The 17,911-nt window shown below is 65.1% G+C and carries 17 protein-coding genes and 1 pseudogene; 13 read left to right on the top strand and 5 right to left on the bottom strand.

Annotated elements, in window-relative coordinates; all coding sequences use genetic code 11:
• Positions 1 to 11 precede the first annotated feature (11 nt).
• From ACIPZC_RS05465 to ACIPZC_RS05430, 8 genes are all read left to right on the top strand, one after another.
• Positions 12 to 1,130 (top strand): alpha/beta hydrolase, encoded by a 1,119-nt coding sequence (locus tag ACIPZC_RS05465; protein WP_400625388.1) that lies wholly within the window; start codon positions 12 to 14, stop codon positions 1,128 to 1,130.
• 111 nt (positions 1,131 to 1,241) lie between these two features.
• Positions 1,242 to 2,468, top strand: a complete 1,227-nt coding sequence (locus ACIPZC_RS05460) for an MFS transporter (RefSeq protein WP_400625386.1) — start codon at positions 1,242 to 1,244, stop codon at positions 2,466 to 2,468.
• 19 nt (positions 2,469 to 2,487) lie between these two features.
• The gene (locus ACIPZC_RS05455) at positions 2,488 to 3,219 is read left to right on the top strand and encodes a dihydrofolate reductase family protein (RefSeq protein ID WP_400625384.1); all 732 of its coding nucleotides are present in this window, start codon (positions 2,488 to 2,490) and stop codon (positions 3,217 to 3,219) included.
• Positions 3,216 to 3,857, top strand: coding sequence for an SDR family oxidoreductase (locus tag ACIPZC_RS05450; protein WP_400625382.1), 642 nt, complete (start codon positions 3,216 to 3,218; stop codon positions 3,855 to 3,857). The genes ACIPZC_RS05455 and ACIPZC_RS05450 overlap by 4 nt, the downstream gene beginning before the upstream one ends.
• A gap of 80 nt (positions 3,858 to 3,937) precedes the next feature.
• Positions 3,938 to 4,816, top strand: coding sequence for an SDR family NAD(P)-dependent oxidoreductase (locus ACIPZC_RS05445; RefSeq protein ID WP_400625380.1), 879 nt, complete (start codon positions 3,938 to 3,940; stop codon positions 4,814 to 4,816).
• Positions 4,817 to 4,838: 22 nt separating this feature from the next.
• The gene (locus tag ACIPZC_RS05440) at positions 4,839 to 5,996 is read left to right on the top strand and encodes an MBL fold metallo-hydrolase (RefSeq protein WP_400625378.1); all 1,158 of its coding nucleotides are present in this window, start codon (positions 4,839 to 4,841) and stop codon (positions 5,994 to 5,996) included.
• Entirely contained in the window at positions 5,997 to 7,322 is a 1,326-nt protein-coding gene (locus tag ACIPZC_RS05435; RefSeq protein WP_400625376.1) for an NTP/NDP exchange transporter, read from the top strand.
• 23 nt (positions 7,323 to 7,345) lie between these two features.
• Complete coding sequence (locus tag ACIPZC_RS05430) at positions 7,346 to 8,074, top strand: NADPH-dependent F420 reductase (protein ID WP_400625374.1); 729 nt, start codon at positions 7,346 to 7,348, stop codon at positions 8,072 to 8,074.
• A 117-nt stretch (positions 8,075 to 8,191) separates the two neighbouring features.
• Here ACIPZC_RS05430 and ACIPZC_RS05425 read toward each other — a convergent pair whose 3' ends face one another.
• Together ACIPZC_RS05425 and ACIPZC_RS05420 are read right to left on the bottom strand one after the other, a co-directional pair.
• On the bottom strand, positions 8,192 to 9,139 hold the full coding sequence (locus ACIPZC_RS05425) for an XdhC family protein (protein WP_400625372.1): 948 nt from the start codon (positions 9,137 to 9,139) through the stop codon (positions 8,192 to 8,194).
• Between the two features lie 11 nt (positions 9,140 to 9,150).
• Positions 9,151 to 9,315 (bottom strand): hypothetical protein, encoded by a 165-nt coding sequence (locus ACIPZC_RS05420; protein WP_400625370.1) that lies wholly within the window; start codon positions 9,313 to 9,315, stop codon positions 9,151 to 9,153.
• A gap of 23 nt (positions 9,316 to 9,338) precedes the next feature.
• Between ACIPZC_RS05420 and ACIPZC_RS05415 the strand changes: the two genes are divergently transcribed.
• Genes ACIPZC_RS05415 through ACIPZC_RS05405 form a run of 3 tightly spaced genes read left to right on the top strand, consistent with a single transcriptional unit; the run spans position 9,339 to position 10,565 of the window.
• Positions 9,339 to 9,701 (top strand): hypothetical protein, encoded by a 363-nt coding sequence (locus tag ACIPZC_RS05415; protein ID WP_400625368.1) that lies wholly within the window; start codon positions 9,339 to 9,341, stop codon positions 9,699 to 9,701.
• 39 nt (positions 9,702 to 9,740) lie between these two features.
• Positions 9,741 to 9,923, top strand: a complete 183-nt coding sequence (locus ACIPZC_RS05410; protein ID WP_400625366.1) for a hypothetical protein — start codon at positions 9,741 to 9,743, stop codon at positions 9,921 to 9,923.
• Positions 9,924 to 9,947: 24 nt separating this feature from the next.
• A complete protein-coding gene (locus tag ACIPZC_RS05405) occupies positions 9,948 to 10,565 on the top strand; it encodes an MFS transporter (protein ID WP_400625364.1) in 618 nt (205 codons plus the stop codon).
• Between the two features lie 180 nt (positions 10,566 to 10,745).
• On the opposite strand, the pseudogene ACIPZC_RS05400 reads toward ACIPZC_RS05405, so the two are convergent.
• The 3 genes and pseudogenes from ACIPZC_RS05400 to ACIPZC_RS05390 all read right to left on the bottom strand — a co-directional run.
• A pseudogene (locus tag ACIPZC_RS05400) lies at positions 10,746 to 11,815 on the bottom strand (tyrosine-type recombinase/integrase); the annotation flags it as partial.
• 921 nt (positions 11,816 to 12,736) lie between these two features.
• Positions 12,737 to 13,459 (bottom strand): FadR/GntR family transcriptional regulator, encoded by a 723-nt coding sequence (locus tag ACIPZC_RS05395; protein ID WP_241806475.1) that lies wholly within the window; start codon positions 13,457 to 13,459, stop codon positions 12,737 to 12,739.
• A 177-nt stretch (positions 13,460 to 13,636) separates the two neighbouring features.
• Complete coding sequence (locus ACIPZC_RS05390) at positions 13,637 to 15,370, bottom strand: IlvD/Edd family dehydratase (protein WP_241806474.1); 1,734 nt, start codon at positions 15,368 to 15,370, stop codon at positions 13,637 to 13,639.
• Positions 15,371 to 15,556: 186 nt separating this feature from the next.
• Between ACIPZC_RS05390 and ACIPZC_RS05385 the strand changes: the two genes are divergently transcribed.
• Positions 15,557 to 16,864: an MFS transporter gene (locus ACIPZC_RS05385; RefSeq protein WP_241806473.1), complete on the top strand. Its 1,308-nt coding sequence runs from the start codon at positions 15,557 to 15,559 to the stop codon at positions 16,862 to 16,864.
• A 28-nt stretch (positions 16,865 to 16,892) separates the two neighbouring features.
• Positions 16,893 to 17,882, top strand: a complete 990-nt coding sequence (gene araD1, locus ACIPZC_RS05380) for an AraD1 family protein (RefSeq protein ID WP_400625361.1) — start codon at positions 16,893 to 16,895, stop codon at positions 17,880 to 17,882.
• The last annotated feature ends 29 nt before the right edge of the window (positions 17,883 to 17,911 follow it).

Raw genomic sequence — 17,911 nt, 5'->3', positions numbered from 1 at the left:
GAATACCCATCATGACCAAGACCATTGAGACGAGCGAATTCGCCGCGCGGGGTAGCCTGGACGTAGGCCGCCGCACCTTGCTCAAAATGACCGCCACCGGCATCGCCGCCGCGGGCGTCGGCGCCATCGCCGCCAGCCCGGCGCAGGCACAGGCACAGCCGGCCGTGACGCTCACCGACAAGTGGGACAAGGTGTTCCCCAAGAGCAACAAGGTGGACCATCGGAAGATCACCTTCGAGAACCGCTACGGCATCACCCTGGCCGGCGACCTGTACCAGCCCAAGAATGCCAGCGGCAAGCTCGCGGCGCTGGCCGTCAGCGGCCCGTTCGGCGCGGTGAAGGAACAGTCCTCGGGACTGTACGCGCAGACCATGGCCGAGCGCGGTTTCATCACGCTGGCCTTCGATCCGTCCTACACCGGCGAGAGCAGCGGCGAGCCGCGCAATGTCGCCTCGCCCGACATCAGCGTCGAGGACTTCAGCGCGGCGGTGGATTGCCTGGGGCTGCTGCCGAACGTGGACCGCGAGCGCATCGGCATCGTCGGCATCTGCGGCTGGGGTGGCATGGCGCTCAGCGCCGCGGCCGTGGACAAGCGCATCAAGGCCGTCGTCGCCAGCACGATGTACGACATGACCCGCGTCATGTCCAAGGGCTACAACGACAGCGTGACCCTCGCGCAGCGCACGCAGACGCTGGAGCAACTGAGCCGGCAGCGCTGGAAGGACGCCGAGGCCGGCAAGCCGGCCTACCAGCCGCCCTACAACGAGCTGAAGGGTGGCGAGGCGCAGTTCCTGGTCGAGTACCACGACTACTACATGACGCCGCGCGGCTACCACCCGCGCGCCGTGAACTCCGGCAACGCCTGGACGCAGACGACGCCGTTTCCGTTCATGAACATGCCGATCCTCACCTACATCCAGGAGATTTCGCCGCGGCCGATGCTCCTGGTCCATGGCGAGAAGGCGCATTCGCGCTACTTCAGCGAAACCGCCTACGCGGTAGCGGCCGAGCCGAAGGAGCTGGTGATCGTTCCCGGCGCCGTCCACGTGGACCTGTACGACAAGATGGACAAGATCCCGTTCGACAAGCTGACGGCGTTCTTCCAGAAGAACCTGGCCGCGTCGGCGTAAAGCCACCGGCCACCGGGGCGCGCGCGACGCGCCCCTCGTTTTGCATCCCCGACCGCGCATGCCCCAATGGATGGCGCGGCGTTTCCTATTGAGCCAGAAGAAAAGCATCCCATGACTTCCACCGCCATCGACGCCCCCAAGGGCACCGATACCCTCAACGATCCCCAAGAAACGCCGACCTCCTGGAGCGGCGTGTTCGCCATGTCGGTCTGCGCCTTCGCGCTGATCGCCTCCGAATTCCTGCCCGTCAGCCTGCTGACGCCCATGGCGCGGGACCTGCAGGTCACCGAAGGCATGACCGGCCAGGGCATCGCTATTTCCGGCGCGTTCGCCGTGCTCACCAGCCTGTTCATCTCGGCGCTGGCCGGCAGCCTCAACCGCAAGACCCTGCTGCTGGGCCTGACGCTGGCGATGGGCATCTCCGGCGCCATCGTCGCGCTGGCACCGAACTACGCCATCTACATGCTGGGCCGCGCCCTGATCGGCGTGGTCGTCGGCGGCTTCTGGTCCATGTCAGCCGCCACGGCGATCCGCATGGTGCCCAAGCGCGACGTGCCGCGAGCGCTCGCCATCGTCAACGGCGGCAATGCGCTGGCCACGGTGGTGGCCGCGCCGATGGGCGCGTACCTGGGCGCCGTGATCGGCTGGCGCGGCGCCTTCCTGTGCCTGGTGCCAGTGTCGCTGATCGCGCTGGCCTGGCAGTGGAAGACGCTGCCGTCCATGCCCGCCGCCGCGCGTGCGCCGGGCATCGGCCAGGTATTCAAGGTGTTCACCCTGTTTAAGCACCCGGGCGTGGCCGTCGGCATGCTCGCCAGCAGCCTGCTGTTCATGGGGCAGTTCGGCCTGTTCACCTACGTGCGTCCCTTCCTGGAAACCGTCACCAACGTGCATGGTGCGACGATTTCGCTGTTCCTGCTCGTGCTGGGCGCCGCCGGCTTCATCGGCACGGTGCTCATCGGCCGCGTGCTGCAACGCAGCTTCTACCAGACGCTGATCGTCATCCCGATGCTGATGGCCTTGACGGCCCTGGCCCTGATCGCCTTCGGTAGCTCCGTCGCCATCGTCCTCGTGCTGCTCGCGCTGTGGGGCTTGACCGGCACCTCGGCGCCGGTGGGCTGGTGGGCCTGGATCGCCAAGGTGTTCCCCAAGGATGCCGAAGCCGGCGGCGGCCTGTTCGTCGCCGTGGTGCAACTGTCCATCGCGCTGGGCTCCACCGTGGGCGGTATTCTGTTCGACAACAGCGGCTACCGCACCACCTTCGTGGCGAGCGCCGCGCTGCTGGCGATCTGCGCCGTGCTGACCATCGTGACCGCGCGCCAGTCCGCGTCGCACGGCTGACCGATCTTCCGAGGAAGGCATGAAGAAACCCCACGTCATCATCCATACGCTGACCTCGCTGGATGGCAAGATCCACGCGATCGACCTTCCCGAATTCGATCTCGCGGCGCTGCAGTACGAGCAACTGGTGCTGCATGCCGACCAGCAGGTGTTCGACATTCAGGGCTACATCAATGGCCGCGTCACCACCGACGACAACACCACGCACTACCGCACCCCGCAGGTGAACGAGGCAGCGGCTCCGGTGCCCGAGGGGGATTTCGTCGCCGACGCCCATGCGTCGATGTACTACGTGGCGATCGATGCCAGCGGCCGCCTGGGATGGCAGGAGAACGTCGTCGATTACGGCAGCCGCCAGTCGCACGTGATCTCGGTGCTCACCGAGCAGGCGAGCAACGCCTACAAGGACCTGCTGCGCCGCATGGGCATCTCCTACATCGTGGCCGGCAAGGATCGGCTGGACAACGCCCTGGTCCTGCACAAGCTCGCCACGCTGTTCGGCATGGAGCGCTTGATGATCGGTGGCGGCGGCGTGCTGAACTGGTCGTACCTGCAAGACGGTCTGGTGGACGAGCTGAGCCTGCTCATGGCGCCGGTCGCGGATGGGTCACCGGATGCCCCGAGCCTGTTCACGGCCAAGGAGCCGCTCACCCGGGTGCAGCCGCGCGCCTTCACCCTGATCGAGGCCAAGCCCCTGGAGGGCGGCACGATCTGGGCGCGCTACAAGGTCAACGGAGGACAGACCTCATGAAGAAAGTCATTGTGCTGGGCGCCACCGGCCACACCGCCCGCGAAATCATCTCCCGCCTGCTGGAGCAGGACGACGTGGAACTGACCCTGTTCGCGCGCAACGCCAAGCGCCTGAGTGGCTTCCGGGGCGAGCGCGTCCATGTGGTCGAGGGCGATGCCCGCAACCTTGATGACCTCAAGGCCGCCATCCAGGACCAGGACGTGGTGATCAACGCCATGGGTGGCATGGACCTGGGCAACCTCACCGAGGGCGTCGTCCAGGTGATGGAAGAGCTGGGCGTGCGCCGCATCATCGCCATCAGCGCGGGCGGCATCTACGACGAACTGCCCGAGCCGTTCAACGCATGGGACAAGGACATGGTGGGCTACACCCGGCCGACCAACCGCAAGACCGCCGAGGTGATCGAGAAGCCCTCGCTGGACTACACCCTGTTGCGCCCCGTCTGGCTGACCAACAAGCCCACCGAAGAGGTCGAGCTGACCCGCAAGGGCGAGACCTTCAAGGGCACGGAGACTTCGCGCGCCAGCCTGGGGCATTTCATCGCCGATCTGGTCAAGCACCCCGAGCGCCACGTCAACGAAGACCTGGGTATCAGCCAGCCCCACAGCGACGGTGACCGGCCTGCCGCCTATCGCTGAGCCGCCCAATGATTCGCTGCCACCGCAGCAACCCGCTGGGGGCCGCGCACGGCCTGGCAGCCTGACAGGAGAACATGCTCATGGACCGTCGAAGATTCCTCGCCACCGGCGCCAAGCTGGGATCAACCCTGATCGCCGGATCGCTGCTAGCCGCCACGCCGTCCTGGGCGCAGACACCCGCCCGAAAGGAGACCCCCGTGCCCAACGCGCAACGTGGCGCGGGCCGCAAGGCCCGCGTATTCATCACCGGCTCGGCCGACGGATTGGGCCATGCCGCGGCCAAGACGCTGCTGTCGCAGGGCCACGAGGTCGTGGTGCATGTTCGCTCCCAGGCGCGCATGTCCGCCGTGAAGGAACTCGTGGACCAGGGCGCGACCGCCACAGTCGGCGACCTGTCGGACCTTGCGCAGGTGCACGACCTCGCACGCCAGGTCAACGACCTCGGCCGCATGGATGCCGTCATCCACAACGCCGGCATCCTCTCCGGCAACCAGGTGTTGGTGGTCAACGTCGTCGCCCCCTACCTGCTGACAGCCCTGATCCAGCGGCCGCAGCGCCTGATCTACCTGAGCAGCAGCATGCATAAAGGCGGACGCGCCAGCCTGTCGGGCATGGACTGGACCGGCCGCGCATCCACCTGCAGCTACTCGGACAGCAAGCTGTTCGTCACCACGCTGGCCGCCGCCGTCGCTCGGCTGTGGCCCGAGGTGTACAGCAACGCGGTCGATCCCGGCTGGGTGCCGACCAAGATGGGCGGCGCCGGGGCACCGGACGACCTGCGCCTGGGGCACCTGACGCAGGAGTGGCTGGCGACCAGCGACGACCCCCAGGCGCTGACCAGCGGCGGCCTCTGGCATCACCAGCAGCGCCAGGAACCGCACCCCGCCGTCAATGACACCCGGTTCCAGGAGGCGCTGCTGGCCGAACTCGCACGCGCCACCGGCACCAAGCTGGCCTGATGGCAACCATGGAATACCCTGCATGAAAAAACTCTGGTCCCGCGTCATCAGGGTGGGTGTCGGCGTCGCCGTCCTGGGCGGCGTCGGCGTGGCCGCCTACCTGCAGCATCCCCTGTTCGGCGAGCTGCCCAGCGGCGAGCGCCAGTCGCGCATCGAGCGCTCGCCCAACTACGCCGATGGCGCCTTCCAAAACCAGACCGACACACCGCTGCTGACGACAGACCAGACGCAGGTGTCGATCATGCTGGACAACATGCGCAACAAGGGCACCACGCGCCCGCCGATGCCGCTGCCGGCGACCAAGACCGACCTGAAGGCGCTGGACGCGAGCGACGACGTGGTGGTCTGGCTGGGCCACTCGTCCTACTACGTGCAACTGGGAGGGCAGCGCCTGCTGATCGACCCGGTGTTCAGCGTCAATGCGTCACCCGTGCCGGGCACGAACGTGGCCTTCGACGGCACCAGCCTCTACGCCGCCGCCGACGTGCCCCCGATCGACCTTCTGGTCATCACCCACGACCACTACGACCACCTGGACTACCCGAGCATCCAGGCGCTGCAACAGAAGGTCGGCAAGGTCATGGTGCCACTGGGGGTGGGCGCGCATTTCGAGCGCTGGGGCTACGACATTCAGCGCGTGCAGGAGGCCGATTGGTACGACAATCTCGCGCTGTCGCCCACGCTGCAACTCACCGCCACGCCGGCGCGGCATTTCTCGGGACGCACCTTCACCAAGAACAAGTCGCTGTGGATGGGGCTGGCCCTGGTTACGCCCGAGCGGCGGCTGTTCTTCAGCGGCGACACGGGCTACGGGCCGCACTTCGCCGAGATCGGGCAGCGTCTCGGTCCCTTCGACTGGGTGGCGCTCGACATGGGCCAGTACGACCCGCGTTGGGCCAACGTCCACATGAACCCCGAGCAGGCCGCGCAGGCGGCCGAGGAACTGCACGCGAAGGTGCTCACGCCCGCGCATGCCGGGCGCTTCTCGATTTCTCCGCACGACTGGGACGACCCATTCAAGCGCATCACGGCGGCGAGCCAGGGCCGCAGCTACGCGCTGTGGACGCCGGAGATCGGTCGCCCCGTCCACCTGGACGGCCGCGCGCAGACCTTCGTGGCGTGGTGGACGAACGGTGCAGCCAACTCGCCCCAGCTCGCCGCTGGCGCCAAGGAGCAGTGATTGCCAGGCACCAAACCGATTTCATCGTCCCGACAGCCCCTGTTGCAGCGCCTCGCGGGCGTGCACCCGGAGGAAGTCCCGGCTGTCCTGTGGTCGGTGCTCTACGTCGTCGCGCTGTTCCTGGCGTACTACGTGCTGCGCCCGATCCGCGACGAGCTGGGCGTGGCCGGCGGCGTGCAGAGCCTGCCGTGGCTGTTCACCGGCACGCTGCTGGCGATGCTGGTGGCCAGCCCCTTGTTCGCGCTGGCGGTGCGCAGCCTGCCGCGCCGACAGTTCATCGCCTTGGCCTACCGCTTCTTCGCGATGAACCTCGTGCTGTTCGCGCTGCTGCTGCACTTCGCCGATCCCGAGGGACAGGTGTGGGTTGGCCGAGCCTTCTTCATCTGGGTCTCGGTCTTCAACTTGTTCATCGTGTCGGTGTTCTGGTCCTTCATGGTGGATCTCTTCGACAGCGAGCAAGGCAACCGGCTGTTCGGGCTGTTAGCCGCCGGGGCCACGGCGGGCGGTCTGCTGGGCTCGGCCATCACGTCCGGCTTGATCGAGCACCTGGACCGCTCCTGGCTGATGGCGATCGCCATCGTGTTCCTGGAAGGGGCGGTGCTCGCCTCGCGCCGGCTGTCGCGCATCGCGCCGGCGTTCCAGCACGCCGCGGGCCGCGACAACCCGGACCAGCCGCTGGGCGGGGGCATCTTCGCGGGCATGGTTCACACGCTGCGCTCGCCCTACCTGGGCGGGCTGGCGATCTTCATCCTGCTGTACTCGGTCACCTCGACCTTACTGTACTTCCAGCAGGCCAGCATCGCGCAGGCCTCGTTCCCAGACAGGGCGGCCCGCACGGCGTTCTTCGCCAACATCGACCTGATCGTCAACGCGGTGACGCTGGTGTTCCAGCTCTTCGTCACCGGCCGGATGATGGCGACCGTGGGCATCGTGGCGACCCTGTGCGTGCTGCCCCTGGTGAGCCTGCTGGGCTTCGCGGCCCTGGCCGCCAGCCCCAGCGTCGCCGTCATCGTGGCCGCGCAGGTGGCCCGGCGCGTGGCGAACTTCGCGCTGGCCCGGCCCGCGCGGGAAATCCTGTTCACCTCCAGCGCCCGCGAGGACCGCTACAAGGCCAAAAACTTCATCGACACCGTGGTGTACCGGGGCGGCGACCAGATCGCCAGTTGGGGCTATGCGGGCCTGATGGGCCTAGGCCTGACCCTCGCGCAGATTCCCATGATCGCGGTGCCGGTGTCGGCCGTCTGGCTGGGCCTGAGCGTCTGGCTGGGGCGCACCCACCAGGCGCAGGAGCGGCAGGACGCCGCCACCGCACCATTCCCCCCCTGAACACGCTTGAAAAGGACACGACCATGAAGCCTTCCCGCCGCTCCGTTCTGAAATCCATAGGCCTGCTGGCCGTCATGCCGTGGCTCCTGCCGCCCAGCCGTGCGTTCGCAGCCGCGCCGATGCGCATCGGCGTGATCGGCGCCGGCTCGCTGGGCGGTACCGTGGGCCGCCTGTGGGTGAAGGCCGGGCACGAGGTGATGTTCTCCTCGCGCCATCCTGAGCAACTGGAAGCAATGGCGCGCGAACTGGGACCGCGTGCCTCGGTCGGCCAGCCGCTGGCGGCGGCCGAGTTCGGCACCGTGCTGCTGCTGGCCGTGCCCTTCGAGGCATTGCCCCAGGTCGGGCGCGATCTGCGCGGCGCCTACAACGGGAAAATCGTGCTGGACTCCACCAATCCCTGGGGAGCGAACAGCGCCGACGTGTACCGCGAGGCGCGCGAACTGGGCATTGCCCAGACCGTCGTGAAGTACATACCCGGCGCGCGGCTGGTGCGCGCGTTTAGCGCCGTCGATGCAACCGTGGTGGAGACCTCAGCCTCGCGGCGCGGCGGGCGCATCGGGATGCCGCTCGCCAGCGACGATGCGGAAGCGATGAAGGTCGCCGAGGGCCTGGTGGGTGATGCCGGATGCGATCCGGTCATCGTCGGCAATCTGGCGGCGGCGGCTTCGTTCCAGCCGGGCGGGCCGGGTTTCCGCGCCCACCTGACCGCACCTGAATTGCGCCGACGTCTCGGTCTTCCCACCACCGGTTAGAGGGCACCGCATTAAGTTACCGCACGGGTCGCGTAGCAACAGCGGTTGCGCCGCCCTTTTTCAGCGACCGCATGGACGCCTAAAATCTTAGTCGCCTGCCAGCTCCGCGAACCGGCCCTAGACCCGTGCGGCATGAGGTATGCGTAGCGGCACTGCACCGTTCTTTGCTGCCAGTATCTCGACCATGACGCTCACCGCGATCTCGGCGGGTGTTTTGCCGCCGATGTACAGGCCCACCGGCGAGTGCAGGCGCAGCAGGGATTCTTCCGTCTCGTCGAAGTACTCGATGGCGCCCACGTAGAACGCGGGGCTGTGCAGCGCCTCCAGCAACGCCAGGTCATCGAGCTTGGGGTCGTGGCTCAAGGCCACGATGCAGGTGTGCGCATCGGGCTGGAGCGCTCGTACCGCGTCGTCGCGCATCTCCGTGGTGATCTCCACGCCTGGCACCGACCATGTGCCCCGGTGATCGACGCGCGGGTCGCAGACCGTCACCGCGAAGTCGTTGAACAGCGCCTTCGTCGCTACGCATTCGGCCAGCGCGCCGGCACCGATGAGCAGCCTCCGATATTGCGGCCCGAGTGTGTTGGAGAGGGTGTCGCCGTCGAAATGTAGCGCCTCGCGAGCGGATGGGGTTGCCAGCGCTACGCTACCCGTGGCGCAGTCCACCGTGCGCTGCACGAACTGGCCCGATTCGAGCCGTTGCACCAGTTCATCGAGCGTCGCGAATTCGGGCTGGAACTCCAGCAGCAGCTCCAGCGTGCCGCCACACGGCAGGCCGAAGCGGTGCGCCTCGTCCGTCGTGACACCGTAGCGCACGAGCGACGGAGCCGAGAGCGGAATGCTCGCGTCGCCATAGGCGCGGGTGTAGCGATGCACCAGGTAGTCCTCGATGCAGCCGCCCGAGACCGAGCCGATACAGCGGCCGTCCTCGCGCAGCGCCATCATCGAGCCGAACGGCCGCGGCGATGAGCCCCAGGTCTTGACCACCGTAACCAGCATCAGCCGGTGCCCGGCTGCATGCCAGTCGCGCCCGGCGGGCAGCGCGCGCACATCAACGCTTTCCATTGCATCGCTCCCTAAACACCGGGACAGGCCAGCAGGGCTTCGGCCCGTGCCAGGTCTTCCCGCGTGTCGATATCCGTCACGATCCCCGGATCGTCCAGATGCAGTTCCAGCACCGCCGCAGCCTGGCGGTGCGCACGCACGACGGCGGCCGCGCCCATGTCGCCGTGCAGCGTCATCAACGCCGTGCGAAACCGACCGGGTGGACGCCAGCAATAGCGAATTGGTCGTGGGTCACACAGATTCCGGTGCGGAATCCATCGCCCGCCGACTGCCTTCCTCTCACGTCGTCGCCTCGTTCCAGGCCAAGCCCAGCGAATTGCTGTTCGACGTGTTCGAGGCGCGGGCTTCGTCTTCGCGTCCGAACATCGTTTACTGCGGCGACCATGCGCCGAGCGAAGAGCTCGCTGCCGCACTTCTTGGGGAGATCGGGTTCGCCCCCGTGGACGCCGGCCCCTTGCGGATCGCCCGCCTTGCCGAGTCATTCGGAATGCTCGCCACTGCGTTCGCCTATGGGCATGAGGAAGGGCCGAAGTGGGTCTGTCACTTCTGCCGCTCGAAGTGACGCAGGGCGCGGTGCGCACGGGGCAACCTGGCCTTCCTGGTGCGCACGCCTGCCTCGCCGCGCCGTCGGGCGCCCTTCGATGCAGTGGGCCAGGTGATGGCCGTGCTGATCATGGGCGCGCTGATCTATGGGGCCATCAAGGCCGGCGTGTTAGGTCTGGGCGCAGCCCCGGTGTGGTCGACCTTCATCCTGGCGCTGCTAGCGCTGGCCGCCTTCGTGTAGTTGCAGCGGCGCGGCGCGCACCCCATGGTGCCCCCGGGCCTGCTGGCGCCGCGCAACGCCCGCATTTCGATGGCGGTGGGCTTCACCTTCATGGTCGGCTACTTCGGCCTGCCGTTCGTGATGAGCCTGCACCTGCAGCAGCACCTCGGCCTGTCGGCACCGCAAACTGGGGCAGCCTTCCTGGCGATGATGCTGATCGGGCTGGTGCTGACGCCGTTCATTGCTCGGCTGGTGCAACGCTTCGGCGCACGGCCCTTGATCGTGACCGGCCTGCTGAGCATGGCGGCCGGGCTGGCCGCCGTGGCCCTCTTGCCCGCGTCGGCGCCGGTGGCGGTGATCGCCGCGCTGATGGTGCTGGAGGGGCTGTCCGGACCCTTCGTGGCGCAGCCAGTGGCGGCCGTGTTGCTGTCCTGCGTGCCGGGTGCGCTGGCGGGCACGGCCAGCGGCGTCTTGAACGCCTGCCGGCAGGTGGGTGGCGCACTGGCGGTGGCGGTGTTCGGCGCATTGCTGGCGCAGGCGTCCAGTTTCATGACTGGAATGCGCATCAGCTTGCTGTTGGCGGCCGGCATCGCGCTCATCACGGCGATGATGGGCATGTGGCTTCAGGCGGCCGAACCATCCGAGATGGCGGAGCGGACATAGAAGCAGTCATCACAGTCAGGCTGCAGCATTTTTGATTGGTGACACACGTGACGAACCATACCGAATTGACACCTGAAACAGCGGATGACAGCCGCATCGCCGACATGGGCCGACGCGATCTGCTGAAAACCGGCGCGACGATCGCTGTGGGCGCAGCACTGCCCTCACTGGCCACCGGCGCAAATGCGCACGCCCAGACTTACTCGGGAAGCAGTATGGGCTGCTCCAGCTTCTGCCTTCAAACGCTTAAACTGTCTCAAGGCGAACCCTGAAAGAAATACATGGTGATCCTGGCGCTTGCCTTTACGACCTTTCGTGGTAAGCGCCGGGATGAGCCAGGTGCCTTTGTCCAGATCTACATTCTTCCACTCGGACTTGAGTAGTTCACCAATACGGCAAAGAGTGCTCAGGCAGATCCATGCCGCGCACTGGACGCGAGGGCTGACAGCTCGGATGCCGGAGTATTTACTACCGGCGGGTAACGCCTCGTAGTCGTGCTCCAGGCGGACGAAGATATCTGCCAGTTCACGGATTTCGCTAGGGGAGAGCACGCGGTCACGCTCTTCCTGATAGTCGTCGTCCAGTAGTGTCTGCACATCGACCAATTCGATGGGGTTCCCGTCAATCATTAGCGATCGCCAAGGTTTTCGCTTTTCGGCCCAGCGCAGCATCTGCCCAATGTCGTTGCACAGGATCACCACGGTACGGTTAAGACCGCGCGCACGAACTGCACGCAGGACAGTCAATAAGCCTCTCTCTGTCAGGGCACGCAACGGCTTCTTGCCAATGGCAGGGAGTACGTCCTTTTTGAAGCTGCGGCGTAACTCCGCGTTTCCATCCTGGCGAGAAACGCCGTCGATTACCCATTCGTTGAATAAGTCTTCAACGGTCTTATTTTCCGCTGCCTGCCGTTCGGCCTCGGCAATTGTGGCGGCAATGGCGGTTTGCGCTTCAATTTTGGCAGCCTTCTTGGCAGATGTCGGATCAATACCTTCAGCTACTCTTCGACTCGCGTTCCTGTGCTCGGATCTTATTTCGGACAGGGATTTACTTTTGCTACCAGTCTTGGCCCATGTGCCGCAGGCGAAGTCTTTGAATTTTCCGTCCCACTTGAAGCGATAATAAAAACTCACCGAGACGCCTTTCTGACGAGCAATCACTTTGCCTATCAAGTTCCCGTCGTCGCGAAGGGTCTTCCCGTTATCCTCAATGGTGAGCGATTCCAGTTCTTTGACGGTTATTTTGGCCATTCTCTACCCCTTGCACGCGTTGGGGAGATCGAAAAATACCCCTACTTATACCCCTACCATGGCGACGGCTTTCGGTGGAAAACTATGGGCTGAGGTAGATAGGATATTAGCCTGAAACCCCTGTGTTTGCTAGGTTGGTGACGTGCCTCTGTGTTCTTTCAATGTCCACCAAAATCTAGTAAATAATCGAATGGGGTGCAAGGGGTCGAGTGTTCGAATCACTCCGTCCCGACCATATATTTCAATGACTTAGGCCATTTCCGAAAGGAGTGGCCTTTTTCATGTGCGTAACTTTCACGTGACTTCTCAGGGTCTTGCACCTGCCTCCTCTTCTGAACTGTCAGCACCGGTCCGCGCGAGTCCGGCGCTGATTCCCAAATGGCAAGGCTTCATCCGTTTTGCGGTCCCGAATGAACGGGGCCAGCGCCTAGTCGTCGATGTGCGTCAATGGCAGATATCGCAAGTAGGATTCGAGCTGTTGCAAGCACAGTACGGTCAGCTTCATCTACGGTTGGTTGCAGAAGGGGCGGCATTAAAAGGGCCGGCGGCGTCCGAGCCGCCGGCAAAAAGAATTACTACTCTACGGTGCAAATCCAGCGGTGGTTTTGTCGGTATGGCGCTCTGGTAAATGCGACGTCTGTTACTAGAGTCATGCCGCGCTCTTGAAGGGCTTCGGCAAGTTGAGCGAGTGTCTCTGCCTCGATAGTCATTGCTGTTACCTCGTCAGATTTACTGCGTTCATAATTCCTGACCCAGCAGGCAACTAGGAGATTCAATTTTTTTGGCTGCTTCAGAGCTGCACGGGCGTGTGATCTAGATTCGGCGCCCCGTTTCCGCGTCAGCTTGATGACGTAACGCGAGAACTGCGTTACGAGTTCGTTCTGCTCAAAAAATAACGCGCAGGCAGCCGAAAACGTTGCCTCAGCTAGTCGGGTCTTGCCCCAACACCTTGCTCAACGCCACACGCGCATCTTCAAGCTGCACCAGCGAAGCATGCCTTGCACCCAGTGCGTCGCCGTTCTGGATAGCCGTGAGAATCGCTTTGTGCCGGGGCAGGGCGAGTTGGTCGAAGTTTGGCCGCTGGTTGGAATAGCGCACCGATTCGCGCAGGGCCATCGACAACATGTTGCACAGGTAGGCCAGCAGGTCGTTGTGGGTGGCGTCGGCGATGCGGGCGTGGAAGTCCAGGTCGGGTTGCAGGCGCTCTTCATGGGTGCGCGCCGCTTCCATGCGCTGGTAGGCCTCGCCGATCGACGCGACATCCTCGGGGGTGGCGTTGGTGGCGGCCAGCGCGGCGGCGGCCGGTTCGATGACCCAGCGCACGCTGGACAGGGTATTGAAAAAGTCCTTTTGTGGGGTGGCCTGCATCAGCCAGTGCAGCACGTCGGGGTCGAGCATGTGCCAGTCATGGCGGGGCCGCACCAGCGTGCCGACCCGCGGACGCGCTTCGACCAGGCCCTTGGCGGTCAGGGCGCGCATCGCTTCGCGGAATACCGGCCGGCTGATCGCGTAGCTTTCGCACAGGCTGGCCTCGGAGGGCAGCTTTTGCCCGGGTGCGAGTTGGCCGGATACGATTTGCAGGCCGAGGTCCTGGACCAGGGTGGCGTGCATGCTTTTGCGCGTGGTGGGCTGGCGGTAGTTCATGGGGGGCGCGGGAGGTCCTTCGAGCGGGGTGGGCATCATAGCATTAGTGGTCGAGGGGCGGCCTGTGGGGCGGGGCTGGGCGGGGTGATTTGTCAGCGGGAAGTGTTGCGGTGAAGGGCGCGGGCTTCGCCCTCAAGCGGTACACCGCCGCTACTGCGCGGCGGTGTTGCGGGTTGGTCAGTGCGAATGCTTGGGCACCGCAGCGCCACGGCAGCCAACCAGGAAGTCGAAATCGCAACCTTCGTCAGCCTGCATCACATGGTCCAGATACAGCTTCGCATAACCACCACTGATCAGCTGGGGTGGCGCTTGCAGGTCGGCCAGGCGGCCAGCCAGTTCTTCGGCGCTGATGTCCAGGTGCAGCCGGCCTTCCTTGCAGTCCAGCTCGATCCAGTCACCTTCGCGCACGGCTGCCAATGGCCCGCCCGCAGCAGCCTCGGGTGCCACGTGCAGCACCACGGTGCCGTAGGCAGTACCACTCATGCGGGCGTCGGAAATGCGCACCATGTCGGTCACGCCCTGGGCCAGCAGCTTGGCCGGCAGGCCCATGTTGCCCACCTCGGCCATGCCCGGGTAACCCTTGGGCCCGCAGTACTTCATCACCAGCACCGAATTGGCGTCCACATCCAATTCGGGGTCGTTGATGCGTGCTTTGTAGTCCTCGAAGTTCTCGAACACCACGGCGCGGCCGCGGTGCTGCATCAACGCCGGGGTGGCCGCTGAGGGCTTGAGCACCGCGCCTTTGGGCGCCAGGTTGCCGCGCAGGATGCAGATGCCGCCATCGGCTACCAGTGGTTTATCGAGCGGGCGGATGACTTCTTCGTCATACAGCGGCGCGGCCAGGCAGTTGTCCCACAGGCTTTTGCCGTTGGCGGTCAATGCGGTGGGGTTGGGCAGCAGGCCATGCTCGCCCAGGCGGCGAATGACTGCGGGCAGACCGCCGGCGTAGTAGAACTCTTCCATCAGGAAGCGGCCCGAGGGCTGCAAGTCGACCAAGGTCGGTGTGCCGCGGCCGACGCGGGTCCAGTCTTCCAGTTGCAGGTCTACGCCAATGCGCCCGGCAATGGCCTTGAGGTGGATCACGGCGTTGGTCGAACCACCGATGGCGGCGTTGACGCGGATGGCGTTCTCGAAGGCTTCGCGGGTGAGGATCTTCGACAGACGCAGGTCTTCGCGGACCATGTCGACAATGCGCATGCCCGACAGGTGGGCCAGTACATAGCGGCGGGCATCCACCGCGGGGATGGCGGCGTTGTGCGGCAGCGAGGTGCCCAGCGCTTCGGCCATGCAGGCCATGGTCGACGCGGTGCCCATGGTGTTGCAGGTGCCCGCTGAGCGCGACATGCCGGCCTCGGCGGAGAGGAATTCGTTGAGGTCGATCTGGCCGGCCTTATAGGCCTCGTGCATCTGCCAGACGATGGTGCCGGCGCCAATGTCCTTGCCTTTGTGCTTGCCGTTGAGCATCGGCCCACCGGTGACCACGATCGCTGGCACATCGCAGCTGGCGGCGCCCATCAGCAGTGCCGGGGTGGTCTTGTCGCAGCCAGTCAGCAGCACCACGGCGTCCACCGGGTTGCCACGGATCGCTTCTTCCACATCCATGCTCGCCAGGTTGCGCGTCAGCATGGCGGTGGGGCGTAGGTTGGACTCGCCGCTGGAAAACACCGGGAACTCCACCGGGAAGCCACCCGCCTCCAGCACGCCTTTTTTGACGTGCTCGGCAATCTTGCGGAAGTGGGCGTTGCACGGGGTCAGCTCCGACCAGGTGTTGCAGATGCCGATGATCGGCTTGCCCTGGAATTCGTGGTCCGGGATGCCTTGGTTCTTCATCCAGCTGCGGTACATGAAGCCGTTTTTGTCGGCGGTACCAAACCATTGGGCGGAGCGCAGGGGGCGGTTGTTGTCAGACATAAGCGGAACACCTAATTAGTATTACTATTTGTCGTTGTGGTGCTGACTCTACCGGCTGAAAAGGCATCTGTGAAGGGTTGTTGTTTTAAATAGTAATACTATATGATCGATTTGCCAGGTTAGCGGTCTGCCAAAAAGCCCCGGCCAGGTGCTGTGCCCATTACAAGAACAATTGGAGACATCGCCATGATTCAGGAGCAGCGGCTCGTCCGCCTGATCACACTGAAACTCATCCCTTTTCTGGTTCTGCTTTACCTGGTGGCCTATGTCGATCGCTCGGCAGTAGGCTTTGCCAAGCTGCACATGGGCGCCGACATTGGCCTGGGTGACGCGGCCTATGGCCTTGGCGCCGGGCTATTCTTCATCGGTTATTTTCTTTTCGAAGTGCCGAGCAACCTGTTGCTCGACCGCTTCGGCGCGCGTCGCTGGTTCGCCCGCATCCTGGTGACCTGGGGCGCGATTACCGTAGGCATGGCGTTTGTCACCGGGCCCAACGGTTTCTACGTGATGCGCTTCTTGCTGGGGGCCGCCGAGGCGGGCTTCTTCCCGGGGGTGCTGTACTACATCACCCAGTGGTACCCGGTGCGCCATCGCGGCAAGATCCTCGGTTTCTTCATTCTCTCGCAGCCGCTTGCCATGCTGATCACCGGGCCGCTTTCGGGCGCGCTGCTGGGGCTTGAGGGCAGTTATGGCCTGCATGGCTGGCAGTGGTTGTTCATCTGTATCGGTACCCCGGCAATGCTGCTGGCCTGGCCCACCTTGCGCCTGCTGCCGGACGGCCCTGCCAAGGTGCGCTGGCTCAGCGACGAGCAACGCAACTGGTTGCAGGAGCAGTTGGCCAACGACCTGCGCGAGTTCGGCCAGACCCGCCATGGCAACCCGCTGCATGCCCTGAAAGACAGCCGGGTGCTGTTGCTGGCGCTGTTCTACCTGCCGATGACCCTGAGCATCTATGGCCTGGGGCTCTGGCTGCCAACGCTGATCCATCAGTTTGGCGGCAGTGACCTGGTCACCGGTTTCGTCTCGGCGGTGCCCTACCTGTTCGGCATCATCGGGCTGTTGATCGTGCCGCGTAGCTCCGACCGCCTGAACGACCGCTATGGCCATCTGGGCCTGCTGTACGCCCTGGGTGCAATCGGCCTGTTCTTCAGCGCCTGGCTGACGGTGCCGGTGCTGCAGTTGGCCGCGCTGTGCCTGGTGGCGTTCGCGCTGTTCTCCTGCACGGCCATCTTCTGGACGCTGCCGGGGCGGTTCTTCTCCGGTGCCAGCGCTGCTGCGGGCATCGCCTTGATCAACTCGATCGGCAACCTCGGCGGCTACCTGGGCCCGTTCGGCATCGGCGCGCTGAAGGAGTACACCGGGCAGCTGTCGTCGGGCCTGTACTTCCTGGCGCTGGTGATGCTGTGCGGGGTGCTGCTCACGGGCGTGGTCTACAACCGCCTGGAGCGCCGCCAGCGCCTGGCTTCCTCACGGGCGGCCGAAGCCTCCCGCTAACCTTTGCAACCGACAAGCGAGCACAAGTATGCGACTGATCCAATTCGAAACCGCCGCCGGCGCGCGCCACGTGGGCGTGGTGGAAGGCGAGTACGCCCTTGAAGTACTGGGCGCCAGCAGCACCCGTGAGCTGGCCCTGCAGGCCATCGCCGCGGGCCGTGACCTGGCCAGCGAAGTGCGGGCCGCCGGGCTCGGTGAGCGCCATGACTACCTGGCCCTGCTGGCCGAAGGCCGCGTACTGCCACCGCTGGACCACCCGGACCCGGCCCACTGCCTGGTGACCGGCACCGGCCTGACCCACCTGGGAAGCGCCGCCACCCGCGACAAGATGCACCAGCAGCAAGCCGAAGGCGCCGTCACCGACAGCATGCGCATGTTCCAGTGGGGCCTGGAGGGCGGTCGGCCGGCAGCGGGCGAGGAGGGCGCGCAGCCTGAGTGGTTCTACAAGGGCGACGGCGGCATCGTCGTGCGCCCCGGTGCCGACCTGCCGCTGCCGGCTTTTGCCGAAGATGCTGGCGAAGAGCCGGAGCTGGTCGGGCTGTACCTGATCGGACCCGACGCCACGCCATACCGCCTCGGCTACGCCTTGGGCAACGAGTTTTCCGACCATGTGATGGAGCGGCGCAACTACCTGTACCTGGCGCATTCCAAGCTGCGCGCCTGCAGCTTCGGCCCGGAGCTGCGCCTGGGGGCATTGCCGGCTCACCTTGAAGGCACCAGCCGCATCCTGCGCGATGGCCAGGTGCTGTGGAGCAAGCCGTTCCTGTCGGGTGAGCAGAACATGTGCCACAGCTTCGAGAACCTTGAGTTCCACCACTTCAAGTACGACCAGTTCCTGCGTGCTGGCGATATCCATGTGCACTATTTCGGCACCGCCACGCTGTCGTTTGCCGACGGCGTTCAGGCTCGCCCGGGCGATACCTTCGAGGTCAGCCTCGACGCCTTTGGCCAGCCGCTGCGCAATGGTATTGGCGCAGCGTCCGGGCAGGTTCGCCCCGGGGTAGTGAAAAGCCTTTGAGTGTTGCCGGCCAGTCGACGAAGTCGGGA

Origin of the sequence: Pseudomonas sp. NPDC089743, assembly GCF_044748785.1 — a bacterium.
GTDB classification, from domain to species: Bacteria; Pseudomonadota; Gammaproteobacteria; order Pseudomonadales; family Pseudomonadaceae; genus Aquipseudomonas; species Aquipseudomonas putida_X.
Note: the sequence above shows the minus strand (reverse complement) of the source record. Positions and strands in the feature narration are given on the sequence as shown.

Bases quoted from the DNA above. Each gene is read 5' to 3' on its own strand.
- ACIPZC_RS05465 (WP_400625388.1), top strand. From the start codon at position 12: ATGACCAAGACCATTGAGACGAGCGAATTCGCCGCGCGGGGTAGCCTG.
- ACIPZC_RS05460 (WP_400625386.1), top strand. From the start codon at position 1,242: ATGACTTCCACCGCCATCGACGCCCCCAAGGGCACCGATACCCTCAAC.
- ACIPZC_RS05455 (WP_400625384.1), top strand. From the start codon at position 2,488: ATGAAGAAACCCCACGTCATCATCCATACGCTGACCTCGCTGGATGGC.
- ACIPZC_RS05450 (WP_400625382.1), top strand. From the start codon at position 3,216: ATGAAGAAAGTCATTGTGCTGGGCGCCACCGGCCACACCGCCCGCGAA.
- ACIPZC_RS05445 (WP_400625380.1), top strand. From the start codon at position 3,938: ATGGACCGTCGAAGATTCCTCGCCACCGGCGCCAAGCTGGGATCAACC.
- ACIPZC_RS05440 (WP_400625378.1), top strand. From the start codon at position 4,839: ATGAAAAAACTCTGGTCCCGCGTCATCAGGGTGGGTGTCGGCGTCGCC.
- ACIPZC_RS05430 (WP_400625374.1), top strand. From the start codon at position 7,346: ATGAAGCCTTCCCGCCGCTCCGTTCTGAAATCCATAGGCCTGCTGGCC.
- ACIPZC_RS05425 (WP_400625372.1), bottom strand. From the start codon at position 9,139: ATGGAAAGCGTTGATGTGCGCGCGCTGCCCGCCGGGCGCGACTGGCAT.
- ACIPZC_RS05420 (WP_400625370.1), bottom strand. From the start codon at position 9,315: ATGACGCTGCACGGCGACATGGGCGCGGCCGCCGTCGTGCGTGCGCAC.
- ACIPZC_RS05405 (WP_400625364.1), top strand. From the start codon at position 9,948: ATGGTGCCCCCGGGCCTGCTGGCGCCGCGCAACGCCCGCATTTCGATG.
- ACIPZC_RS05395 (WP_241806475.1), bottom strand. From the start codon at position 13,459: ATGAACTACCGCCAGCCCACCACGCGCAAAAGCATGCACGCCACCCTG.
- ACIPZC_RS05390 (WP_241806474.1), bottom strand. From the start codon at position 15,370: ATGTCTGACAACAACCGCCCCCTGCGCTCCGCCCAATGGTTTGGTACC.
- ACIPZC_RS05385 (WP_241806473.1), top strand. From the start codon at position 15,557: ATGATTCAGGAGCAGCGGCTCGTCCGCCTGATCACACTGAAACTCATC.
- araD1 (WP_400625361.1), top strand. From the start codon at position 16,893: ATGCGACTGATCCAATTCGAAACCGCCGCCGGCGCGCGCCACGTGGGC.